Origin of the sequence: Paenibacillus sp. FJAT-27812 (genome assembly GCF_001273905.1) — a bacterium.
GTDB lineage: Bacteria > Bacillota > Bacilli > Paenibacillales > Paenibacillaceae > Pristimantibacillus.
Genome location: NZ_LIGH01000001.1, coordinates 6,250,881 through 6,263,660, shown reverse-complemented (window position 1 = coordinate 6,263,660; position 12,780 = coordinate 6,250,881). Strand labels below are relative to the sequence as shown.

6 protein-coding genes are annotated in these 12,780 nt (G+C 48.9%); 5 read left to right on the top strand and 1 reads right to left on the bottom strand.

What is annotated here, in order from left to right:
* Positions 1-87 precede the first annotated feature (87 nt).
* Entirely contained in the window at positions 88-333 is a 246-nt protein-coding gene (locus ADU23_RS26720) for a glycine zipper domain-containing protein (RefSeq protein ID WP_053376542.1), read from the top strand.
* A gap of 752 nt (positions 334-1,085) precedes the next feature.
* Here ADU23_RS26720 and ADU23_RS26715 read toward each other — a convergent pair.
* Positions 1,086-1,436, bottom strand: coding sequence for a hypothetical protein (locus tag ADU23_RS26715; protein WP_053376541.1), 351 nt, complete (start codon positions 1,434-1,436; stop codon positions 1,086-1,088).
* Positions 1,437-2,841: 1,405 nt separating this feature from the next.
* On the opposite strand from ADU23_RS26715, the gene ADU23_RS26705 reads away from it, so the two are divergent.
* From ADU23_RS26705 to ADU23_RS26690, 4 genes are all read left to right on the top strand, one after another.
* Positions 2,842-3,780, top strand: a complete 939-nt coding sequence (locus ADU23_RS26705; RefSeq protein ID WP_053376539.1) for an ABC transporter permease — start codon at positions 2,842-2,844, stop codon at positions 3,778-3,780.
* Positions 3,781-3,790: 10 nt separating this feature from the next.
* Positions 3,791-4,672, top strand: coding sequence for a carbohydrate ABC transporter permease (locus ADU23_RS26700; RefSeq protein WP_053376538.1), 882 nt, complete (start codon positions 3,791-3,793; stop codon positions 4,670-4,672).
* A gap of 98 nt (positions 4,673-4,770) precedes the next feature.
* The gene (locus ADU23_RS26695) at positions 4,771-6,360 is read left to right on the top strand and encodes an extracellular solute-binding protein (RefSeq protein ID WP_053376537.1); all 1,590 of its coding nucleotides are present in this window, start codon (positions 4,771-4,773) and stop codon (positions 6,358-6,360) included.
* A 103-nt stretch (positions 6,361-6,463) separates the two neighbouring features.
* On the top strand, positions 6,464-12,730 hold the full coding sequence (locus ADU23_RS26690; protein WP_157265980.1) for a fibronectin type III domain-containing protein: 6,267 nt from the start codon (positions 6,464-6,466) through the stop codon (positions 12,728-12,730).
* Positions 12,731-12,780: the final 50 nt, after the last annotated feature.

Sequence of the window (12,780 nt, the reverse complement as noted above, 5' to 3'; positions counted from 1 at the left end):
AGAATCCTTTCTAATTGTTTAGGGCAATATAATTTTGAGACTGCGTTATACGCAGTAGGGTTTATTAAAATTAGGGAGTGACAGTAGATGACTAAAAACGATGATTTCAATCGACATGATGATTCAGACCACAAAAGATTTAATGAGAATGACGATGAAGTTACCGCTGGAGAAGCTGTAGGAACTGTGAGTGGCGGAGCAATCGGTGCTGTTGTAGGTACCGCTTTGGGTCCTGTTGGAACAGTAGTTGGTGGCATAGTAGGCGCGGCGTTGGGCAACAAGGCTGGCGAGGCTGCTGAAGATAACGATGGCGACTCAAACCGAAAAGAGTAAAAAATTGAATCATTTACCTATTGAGTCATTTGATTCGATATTAATGAAATAACAAAAAGCCGTCGTTTTGATCAAATCTTGTTGTGATCCCCTTTAAGTAGGCACTCGAAAAAACTGTCATTTTATCATGGCGGTAGGAGTGACGCTTGGAGGGGATATTTTTATGGCTATATAAATAAGAGTACACAGTACAACTACCCTCTCACGAGCAAGCTCATGTCTCCGGTATGAACAACTGTACCTATGGGTGTGTAAAACATACATGTTCTTTCCGATTTCATACACTCCGCCGAGGGCGCAGATTGAGAGTCTGTTGTTTTCAATATTTTCTTTGTTCACGACTGTTTCCTCTGATTCCTTTATTAAAGCACTTCTTATCATGTTCATAGTGTTTAGTTAGTGAGTGGGAAGAATGCCTGCTGGTTATAAGATGGATTTCGATAACGATAAACAAAAAAGATTGTAATGCGGATCAAGGTTAAAAAAATAAAACCCTGCAGACGAGCAATACAGGGTTTTATGTATGTTGCTTAAAGGTGTCTGGAGAGTTGGTTCATTTCTTGTAAATTAATTCATGTTTCCCAAGTACCATTGTTTCTGCTAAGTGCTTGTTGCTTTGCCCCCATCGACGCCAAGCGTTTCATGTAAAACCTTGGCCGCTGCTGGATCAGGTATAGATTAATTCTTTTTTATAGAAGTACCTATTACCTCATTCCATACATTCTTTGCATGAAAATACAAAGGACAAATAATTAGTGTGAATAGTGATTTACTCCAAATGCTTGCTGATTATTCATATTTGAATAGGCATTTACCTGCGAGTTAGTTGTTTGTTCATGTGAAATTTGATTGCAGATATTGGAGATTTGTTGTAGTTGTTGCAGTGCCGTTTGATGTCCTTGTAAGGCTGTTTGAATAATATGTGCAGCTTGTTGTTCACGTTGAGCGATTTGCTCAAGCAGTTTTGCGTTATTTAGTTCTTGATTTAATAACTGTTGATATTGACCTGATGCTTGTTGAGTTTGGTTTACCAATTGTTGAATGAGTTGTTCTGCATGTGCGATTTGTTGAGAAATTTGGTTATTTGGTTGAAATTGAATCATTGTTTGTTCCTCCTGTTATTGTACTTTTTGACTTGTTTATTTTTTCTTAGAACGAAAAATATATTCATCCATTTTTTATAACAAAAACGATTTCAAACTTGTTTGCTTTAATTCATCACTTAAGCACGATTGCGATCTCGACATAAGAGTCAAATGTGTCCACCTTGGTTAATTGCGATCACATTAGCTAATACTTTGAAGGGGAATGTGTGACAGCACTTCCTTGTAATTTGCCAGGACGAGTGACAAGAGTATGATAAAGACAGGATAATTCTGTATTTGATGACGCCGTGAATTTGGAAGGAAAATAACCACCCTATGAGAGAGAGTGAAACTGGTGATAACACCTGAACCGATAGAGTTGCAGTACATAAAACGACTAAGTGACGAAGAGAATACTCTGATCGAAGCGCTACGGACGATTCATATGCCTCCTGCTGCGGCTTTGCTGCTGGTTAGGAACGAGCTGAAGGGGCCGTTGGAAAACGGGCCAATGGCAGAGATTTTGGACGGGTTCTTGGCGAAGCATGCACAAAGAGGTTCTAATTAATGAGTAAAACAAGGGATGGAGTCGATTTCGGATAACTGCGGCAGCTGTGCGATTACTTAGAAGTGACCTGACGAAATGGCACAAATTGAGTGTAGCCGCCATTGCGGCTGTGCTCAAACTGTTCCTGTACCGACGTATCGTCTGCTTGTCTGAAGCATTTCCTGCACTGCAGCAAGTAAGCGATAGCATCCAGTACAATACAAAACGGCATTTTCATCTCCAGAGTTGTTTGGATTGGTCAAAGATGTTAGTATGCTGTCTTCACCAGAGGAAACAGCACAACAAATTATTGAGTTTTTATAAAAAAGACTTCGAACAGGGTGCTGTCGTTCATATTTACGACTATTCAAAAGTACATCGAGACCTTTCATTGTCCAATAGATGTTGTCAATATATTTAATCATTCGAATAATTTTTGCAGCAGATGTTGTGATATTGGAAGCTTGGTTCAAGCGTGGAATCAAGTGGGTTAAACGACTAGATCAAAGCTACAGCTGAAGACTAGGACTCTCCGCTCCTTTCCATATCCTACAGCACTCATCATGAGTGCAGGCCATCCTTCGGGGTGGTTTTTTTGATGGGGTTCAATATTGCCCCTAGTCCAGTCAGTATCGCTGGCTAACCGACAAGTAAATTTAACCTCGTCATTACAAGCCAGATGCAATCGTCGAGGATATATGGAAAGCAGCAAGCTCGAAAAGGTTGCCCAGAAGGTCGAGTACAGATCTTCGGGGCAACCTTTTTTTAGTTTGGACGATTACTATAGTAAATCGAATTCTGCTCACATTGTTGGGAGAGACCACCCGGGCCTATACTTATCTTACATTACAAACAAGCCATTACAGGAGGCGCAAAATGACAACTGTTACGCAGCAATCCACCGTACATCATCGAAAGCTCTGGCGATATCTTATCCGTCATCGTGCTTTCTACATTATGCTTCTGCCGGGCATCGTGTTTTTCTTACTGTTCAAATATGTACCGCTCATGGGCAGCTTCATCGCCTTCCAGGACTACAATATTTTCAAAGGTTATGGAGGAAGCGAGTGGGTAGGGCTCAAATGGTTTAATCAGTTCATTACGTATCCGAACTTCGGACGTTTAATGAAGAACACGCTGATCATCAGCTTATATCAAGTTGTATTCGCTTTCCCGCTGCCGATTCTTCTAGCGGTCATGCTAAACGAAGTGCGCCACATGTTCTACAAGCGATTCGTACAAACGCTTCTGTACTTGCCGCATTTCTTGTCTTGGACGATCGTGTTCGGCCTCACCTACATGCTGCTCTCGCCGACGAACGGACTGGTCAATCAGTTCATTCACGCTCAGACGGGAGATACGATCGCCTTCCTGCAGCAACCGGAATATTTCCGGTCGATAATTATAACGTCGGGCATTTGGAAGGAGATGGGGTGGAACGCCATCATCTTCATTGCCGCCATCGCCGGTATTAACCCTTCCTTGTACGAAGCGGCTAAGATGGACGGTGCCAGCAGATGGAAGCAGTTTCTTCATATTTCGCTGCCAGGACTGCTGCCTGCCATTATGATATTGCTGCTTCTAAAGCTTGGACATATTATGGATTCGGGCTTCGAACAAATCTATCAATTCCTCAATCCAGCGACATTCGAGACGGGCGACGTGCTCGATACTTACACGTACAGGGTCGGTATTTTGCAAGGCCAGTACAGCATAACGACAGCAATCGGTTTGTTCAAGTCTGTTATTGGTTTTATCTTCTTGGTCGTTGCGAACCGCATCAGCAGATGGACAACGGGCGAAGGTATTTATTAGGAGGACGAACATGAGAATCAGAAGATCGACTGGGGAAATTTTTTTCGATACGTTCAACTATGTGCTGCTTGCCGTATTTTGCTTAGCCATCGCGATACCGCTCCTTCACGTCGTGGCAGGCTCGTTAAGCTCCAATGAAGCAATTACGCATTCCGAAGTAAAACTGTGGCCGGTCGGCTTCAATTTGGAGAATTATAAGTTCGTGATTCAAAACCGCGTGTTTTGGCAATCGTTCGGCGTAACCGTCGTCATCGTGCTCGTCGGAACCGCGATTAATATGGTCATGACACTGCTCACGTCGTATCCGTTGTCCAAGACATGGCTGGGCGGACGCAAATACATTCTTCTCTTCATTATATTTACGATGATATTCCAAGCACCGATGGTGCCGATGTACCTGATGATTAAGGACCTCAACATGCTGAACAGCATCTGGGCGTTGATCATCCCGAGCGCTTTAAGTGCCTTTAATATGATGCTGTGCATCACCTTCATCCGCTCGATACCGGAGGAGTTATTTGAAGCTGCCAGAGTCGATGGGATGTCCGAATACCGCATTCTATGGAGGATCGTAACGCCGCTTTCGATGCCAATTAATGTAACTTTAATTTTGTTTTACGCTGTAGGACATTGGAATAATTACCTGGGTCCCTTGTTGTACATTACCGATCGGGAGAAGCAACCGCTGCAGCTGTACTTGTATAAGCTGATCTCGCAATTCGATATGGATTCTGCGGGAGGACAATCCGTCACGGAGCTGTCTACGGCGATTACGCCGCAAGGGCTGCAGATGGCAACGATCGTCGTGGCGACGATTCCGATTATCATCATCTACCCGTTCCTTCAAAAACATTTTATCAAGGGCGCATTGCTTGGCTCGGTCAAAGAGTAGAGATAGACGCCGTACATCACACTAGGGAGGTGATGCTTGCTAAACATGTTGTGCACAGCCATATTTAAGAAGGAAACTATCTGGGAGGGTCAATCAAAGTGAAACCAAATGATAAGAGAAAATGGCTATTGGCAGGCGTTACTGCTCTATTCTTGATCGCTTCGGCATGCAGCAATAATACCGATAACAGAAATAACACGGGAGCTTCCACGGCTCCGGGGGCATCTCCAGCGGCGAACGCGACCGACGCTCCGGCGCCATCGGCCGATCCGGCTAAAATCAGTATTTTCGTATCCAACCATGCCCGCCAAATTCCGCCAGGCAAGTCGATGGATCTGCCTACGGTCAAATATCTTGCGGAAAAGACGAACACGGATCTCAATATTACGTTCCTGCCGCATGAGAATTATATGGAGCAGCTGCGCCTTAAGTTCGCTTCCGGCGATCTGCCGGACGTGCATATGGTATGGGGCATTGAGAACTCGGAGCTTGTCACGAATGACCTCGCCCTCGATTTGAAGCCTTATCTGGAGAAATATGGACAGAACTTATTGAAAAACACGCCGCAATCCGCTTGGGATGCGGTAACCCTTAACGGTAAAATACTCGCTATACCGCAAGTAGCCCAAGGCAATGCGCCAGCGGAACGCGTCATCTTCGTTCGCAAGGACTGGATGGATAAACTTGGTCTGGAAGCGCCTAAAACATCCGATGAGTTTCTTGACATGCTAAGAGCTTTCCGCGACAAAGACCCGAATGGCAATGGCAAGAAGGACGAGATTCCGTTCTCCAGCCGCGAGAAGTTCGAATGGGCTGACAACATCTTTGGCATGTATGGCGTTAACCTCGATTCGAATACGTTGATTAATGGCGAGGTTATGCCTGGCTTCGTTACGCCGAATATGAAACAAGCGCTCGGCATGCTCCGGACGATGTATGCGGAGAAGCTGATTGATGCGGAGTTCCTGACGAATACCAGAGCGGTATGGGATCAAAAGATCAAGTCCGACCTCGTAGGCTCTTGGAACCATGTTGTGTTAGGCGTATGGGAACCATGGCAGAAGGAGCTTAACAACCTGCTTGCGGACAAAAATCCGAACGTGGTCGCGATTCCTACACCGCATGGCGTTAACTACAACGGAGAAGTAGGGCGCGTCGAGAAGGCGATACTGAAAACCTTCGTCGTGAAAAAGGATGCCAAAAATCCGGAAGCAATCGTAAGCCTGTTCGACTGGCTCATTTCGGAGGAAGGCCAATTGTTCTCTGATCTGGGCATCGAAGGACAGACATTTACGAAAGAAGGCACGGCACTCAAATATGTTGGCGACAAAAAAGATCCCGACCTGCTCTGGAGACAGGATATTTTCACGATGCACGGGTTCAATGAAGAGGCGCAGAAGGTTAAGATTAACAACGAAGAGGCGTATAACAAGCTGATCGAAACGATTGGAATATCCCGTAACGAAGGCATCGCAAATCCGACAGCGGGTATGCCGCCATCCGAGACGTTGACTAAAAACGCCGAGTTGTCATACAAAGGCGGACTGTTCCAAGAGGCTGCAGCCAAAATCATTATCGGCGAGAAGCCGCTCGATTACTTCGACGAGTTCGTGGCGAGCTGGAAGAAACAAGGCGGCGAAGCAGCTATAAAAGAGATGACGGATTGGTACAACGCCAACCGTAAATAATCGATGTCGTAAATAACGAGCGAAGCTCTCTCTTCCAATACCGACGGCAGGTCGTGTTTATTGGAAGAGAGGGGAGTTCGCTTAAGAGGAAGGATGAGAGTAGTTGCGAACAGGATCACTCAAGTGGATTTCTTTAATATTGATTGGACTTCTGATCTGGCTGCCGATGCAGTCTATTGCCGTATATGCGCAAGCATTGACCGAGGAGGAGCTGGGCGAGGTTGCCGGAAGTGAAGTGCTGCTAGATGATTTAGAGCTGGATGGCGCTGCGCTTAATTCGGAAGCGTCGGCCTATGGTACTGTCGAAAAGGTGGGGGTCGAGGGACAGACATTCACAAAAGCACTTCGTTTCACGACGAGCACGCAACCGCAAGGCACTTATCTGTTCCAATATGTGCTGCCGATTGAGGGGCAGATTGAGAAGGATGACGTGCTGCTAGCTTCTTTCTATGCGAGGACGATCAGTTCAACGCATGAGACGGCCGAGGGACAGCTGGCAGTCGTTTTGGAGAAGACACAAACCTGGGATAAGTCGATTAACGAAACGATTGCGATTCCTTCGCAGTGGAAAAAATTTCTGATTCCAATCAAAGCTGCACTGCTCATGCCTGTCGGTGAGTTTCCTGCTAATAATGCGCAATTAACGCTGCGCCTTGGCTTTAAGCCTCAGGTCGTTGAAATCGCTGACCTTCAATTAATCAATTATATGAAAGCGATTACAATTGATCGGCTGCCGAGTACGCCCGTCACGTACGAGGGGATGGAGGATGACGCGCCTTGGCGTGCGGAAGCGAACGAGCGTATTGAGCAAAATCGCAAGGGAGACTTCACGATTACGGTAAAAGATAAAGAGGGACGCCCGGTTGAAGGGGCGGATATTCATTTGAAGATGAGGAACCACGAGTTTAAGTTCGGCACAGCGGTGAACAGCCAGCTTGCGCTCGGTACGGACGCCGTTTCGGAAATGTACCGGACAAAGCTGAAGGAGAACTTCAATTCGGTCGTCATGGAGAACGATATGAAGTGGTCGTGGTGGGAAGGTAACCGAGCCAGAACGGTGCAGTTGTACAATTGGCTTGGGGAGAACGGGTTTGCCGTTCGAGGGCATGCTCTGCTATGGGACGGAGCGAGCCGGATGCCAGCCGACATCGGCGGGCTACTGAACGACCGCGAAGCGATCGATAAGCGGATTAAGAATCATTTTCACGAATTGGCTGGTTATTTCCGGGGGCGTCTATTCGACTGGGACGTGCTTAACGAGCCCGTGCTCAACAAGTTGATTCGCGGGCACTATGGCGACGAGATCGCCGCAAATTGGTTCAAGATTGCCAAGGAAGCTGATCCGAATGCCAAGCTATACGTGAATGAAACGCAAATCTTGGGCGTTGATGCTCCGGTTATCAGCAACCTTTCCAATATTCTACAGACGTTGAAGGACAACAATGCGCCGGTCGATGGCATCGGTATTCAGGCACACTTCGGAAGTACGCCGGTAGCGCCGATGGACTTCTATGATCAGTTGACGCACTTCACCAAATATGCGGATGAAATCGCGATTACAGAATTCGATATGAATTCGCCGCGCCAAGATCTACAGGCGATGTTCACGAGAGATATCCTGATTGCGACCTTTAGCCACCCGAACGTGCAGTCGTTCACAATGTGGGGGTTCTGGGACGGCGCGCATTGGCAGAACAATGCTCCGCTATTCCGCAGCGATTGGAGCTTGAAGCCATCCGGTGAGGAGTGGCGCAAGCTCGTCTATGAAGCCTGGTGGACGGATAGCCGAGGAAGAACCGACGAAGGCGGGGTCTACAAGGAACGCGGCTTCTATGGCGATTACGACATTATCGTCGACTACAACGGTGTCAGCGAAGTAGTAGAGCGGTCGCTGTACAAGAACAGCGACAACCATGTGACGATCGTGCTTGGCCAAGAGGAAGAAACGCCGGAAGCGTTCGTACCTCTGCCTATACCTGATCAAAATGCGGAAATAACACCGCCAGTATGGCCCTACGGCAGCGTGTTTGGCGCATCCGCAGCTTCAGCGACAGCCGTGACGCTAACTTGGCCGGATGCTTATGACAATACCGCCGTGAAAGGCTACCACATCTATCAAAACGGCAGCTTGCTCCACGAAGTGGATGCAACGATTACGAGCTTCGATATGACGGGGTTGGCGCCTGGAACGAAATACACGTACGAGGTAGAGGCTGTAGATGCGCAGGGTAACCGTTCACTTATGAGCGAGCCCATTGCAGTCACGACAACATCGGAAGATGTCGCCGATGCTACGGCGCCAGGCTGGAAGAAAGGCTCTTTCCTAACGGTGACCGAGCTCGGCATGGATGGAGCGGGATTGAGCTGGCCAGCCGGCGTCGATAATGGCATCGTTGGCGGTTACCGTATTTATGTGAACGGGAAAATTCGGAATGACACGACAGAACGAAGCTATGCGCTGACCAATTTATTGGCAGGTACGTTGTATACAGTGCGCGTGGAAGCGAAGGACAGTGACGGCAATCTATCGCTTGGCGGACCGATCGTGACGTTCAAAACATTGGGTGCTGAAGATCAGACTGCTCCTGTATGGGCAGAGTCTAGCTTGAAGGCAATGGGAGTCGAGGGTGACCGCGTAACGGTGAATTGGAGCGGTGCTTTGGATCCCGGCGGCATAAGCGCATATCGGTTGTTCGATGGGGACAAAGAGATGATTACGCTGCCGTCATCAGTCGAGTCCTACCGTATTAGCGGATTAACTGATAATCGTACGTATACGTTCAAAGTGGAGGCTGCCGATCAAGCAGGTAATTGGTCAACAACGGGACCTAAGGCAACGGTGAGCACGACTGCATCGCAAGATACCACTGCCCCAGTGTGGCCGAAGTCGAGAATGCTACAGTACAGCTCGGTAACGGATCGATCTATCCGTTTGAATTGGACGGCTGCGACGGACAACAACGCAATCACCGCTTATCGAATCTATCAGGACGATACGATGCTTGTGGAAGTAGACGGAAATACGCTTCAATATAACGCGTTAGATCTGGAGGACGGCCTAACTTACACGTTCCGGGTCGAAGCGGGTGACGCGAAAGATAACTGGACATCGGCAGGTCCTGCGGTCACGGTTCATACATCCTCTGGCATCGTTCGCAATAGTACGGCGCTGCATCCGAGCGACGATGTCTTCATTCAAGCGCCGGCTGTGTTCGGGGGAGACGGAACGACGAACAATATCGCCTATCTGAGGTATAAGAATGCGGCAGGCGCTTCGGGTACAGAGCAAAACAAAAATACGGGCAACAACCGAAGAGCTTATTTGAAATTCCCGCTCGATACCGTAACGGGCAGCGTGTATGAAGCTACATTGAATTTGTACGTCTACGCGGTACAAACGCCGAATTTGGATATCGGCTTGCAGCTGTATGAAGCGGGAGACAGTTGGTCCGAGACTTCTATGAATTGGAAGAACAAGCCAGCTGACGGCAGCTTGCTCGGCAGCAAGACCGTGCGAAATGCTGGCTATTGGGTGTCGATTCCGGTAACGGATTACGTACGTTCGGAACTGAATGGCGATGGCATTGTCAGCTTCAAGCTAACAGATGACAGCTGGCTCGATCAGAACGTCGATGTTTATTCCAAGGAAGCGACAGGGGCGAACGCTGCCTTTAGGCCTTATCTGTCTATAGGTACGGATGAGATTCCAAAGGATGTTCATGCTCCGGATTGGGGCTCATCTACTCTGATCGTGAGTGATAAGAAGCCCAATATGCTCAAGCTTGCTTGGCCAGCAGCAGCGGATGACACTGGCGTGAACGGTTACCGCATCTATCGAGATGGCGAAGCGATCGATACGGTAGCAGCAGACGTATTGAGCTACGCGGTCACTGGGTTAACGGCAGCAACCACTTACACGTTTAAGATAGAAGCGCTGGATGCGGCTCAGGAAACGACGACAGGACCTGTACTGCAAGCAACAACTGCAGCAGCCGACACGGCGGCGCCGACTTGGCCCGAAGGATCTGTTGTCAAAGCATCCGATTTAAAGCGCTCAGCAGTTAAGCTAGAGTGGACACCAGCCGAGGATCAATACGGCATTGCTGTTTATGCCATCTACAAAGGTAACGTGAAGATTGCTGAAGTTGCTGGAGACATTCACGCGTTTACCGTAACCGGTCTGCTGCCTGGCACAGCATTTACGCTCAGCGTGAGAGCGATAGATACATCAGGGAATGAAGCGAGCGGTCCATTCATTTCGGTCATGACACTAGCCGCCGACGATAAAGCCCCGGCATGGTCAGAGGGAAGCGTGCTTGAGGAAATGCTCGTAACGACGTCTGGCGTATGGCTCCATTGGCCGGAAGCGGTGGATGACACGAACGTAACGAAGTATCGCATTTATAAGGACGGTGCTGTTATCGGTGAAGTGGGTGCGGAGATTGGAAGCTATTTTGCGGCAGGATTACACAGCGATACGCCGTATACCTTTCATATCGTCGCAGTCGATGACGCAGGAAATCTCTCTGAGCCGCTTGCCTCTAAGCATGTGAGGACACTGCAGATGGATACGATTACGCCGCAATGGCCGACCGGCTCACGAATCCGTGCGACGGTTGAAGCAAACAAGATTGTTCTCACTTGGGACGCTGCGGTAGACAATATTAGTATGAAGCACTACCAGCTTTATCGAAACGGCGAGCCTATCGCCTTGGTTGATGGCGCCGTAGCTAGATATGTGGATGAGACAGGGCAACCGGATGCCGTCTATAAAGTAGAAGCGGTCGATCTTGTCGGCAACTGGACCGTATTTGGGCCGAGTACGACAGATCCCGAGGTTCCAGTACCACAAGACACGATGCCCCCTCGCTGGCCGCTTGGCAGCAAGCTGTCGACAGATCGCGTGAGCCAGACATCCATCCAGTTAATCTGGGATGCTGCGGTCGATCAGATCGGCGTAACGGGCTATAAGTTGTTCATTGACGGCATCGAAGCGGCAACGACTTCCGAATTAACCTGGACGGCTGCCGATCTAAAACCGGGTACGGAATACGACTTTAAAGTAGAAGCTGTTGATGAAGCAGGTAATTGGTCCGCCAACGGACCAACGCTCCATACACGGACGGACACAGCAGGGAACCCAACTCAACCGCCTGTAAAGGTAACCGAGAAGCCCGTCATAGAGGTTATCGATGGCGAGGTTAGCATTCACTTTCCCAATTCGCATGCTACGGCTGGCGACGGGGCGTTAGTCTTGTCGCTTGACGGGACGAACATTGACGATGCTTTCGCCAAAGCGACAGCGAGCGAGACGGGCAAGTACAAGATTAGGATTAAGCTGCCTCGTGCGGCTGGCGCGACCTCTTATGGCTTGCAGATACCGTCTGCTTACTTGACGGGCAGCGGCAGCAAATGGATAGAGCTGTCCACTGAGTGGGGGACATTGATGCTTCCTGGTCATATGCTAGCCAATAATAAAGCAGCGAAATCGTCGCAATTCGTTACCGTCACTATCGCACAGGCTTTGCTGCCTGCAGGAACGGAGCTGGAAGGTAAAGCTCGCCTCGTATTGGATTTGTCGGTGTCAACGAAAGAAACCAAGCTGCATTACAACAATAAGGAAGCGCCGGTCGAGGTTAGCTTTCCTTACAGCGCCGCAGACGGAGAACGGCAGCAAGCACATCGTCTGAGTATCTGGCATGCCGGCGATGCTGGGGAGGCACAAGGGGTGCCATCCGGCCGTTATGTGGATACAACGGGAGAGATGCGCTTCACAACGGACCACTTTAGCACATACGCCATTGTGTATAACGACAAGGCTTTTGATGACCTTGCTACCGTGCCATGGGCGCGCGAAGCTATCGAAGCCCTTGCGGCAAGAGGCATTGTTAACGGCATGTCCGAGGTGGCGTTCAACCCTGGCGCTCCGGTGACGCGAGCTGACTTCCTGAAGCTTCTACTTCAGACGCTAGGCTTGACTGCCGGTGTGTCGACCTCTTCCTTCGGAGACGTTGAAGAGACCGATTACTTCTACGAGGCGGTGGAAACGGCACATGTGCTTGGCATTGCCAGCGGCAAGGCAGACGGCCTTTTCCACCCGAGAGCTGCGATAACCCGCCAAGAGATGTTCGCGCTGATTGCTAGGGCGCAGCCGCTTGCGGGCAAGCCGCTGCCAAAAGCATCTTCAGAGAAGCTCATATCGTTCAAGGATCGCAGTACGATCGCTCCTTACGCGGAAGCAGCTATTGCTTCAATGGTGCAGGAAGGACTCGTACAGGGCAGCGCCTCGAAGCTGAACCCAACGAGCCATTCCACTCGTGCCGAAGCTGCTGTAATGATGTACAAATTGTTAGGCTACAAATTTGATTAAATGCTCATTTGGCCGTGGCGAACGCTGTCGTTCTCCGCGGTCTACTCTTG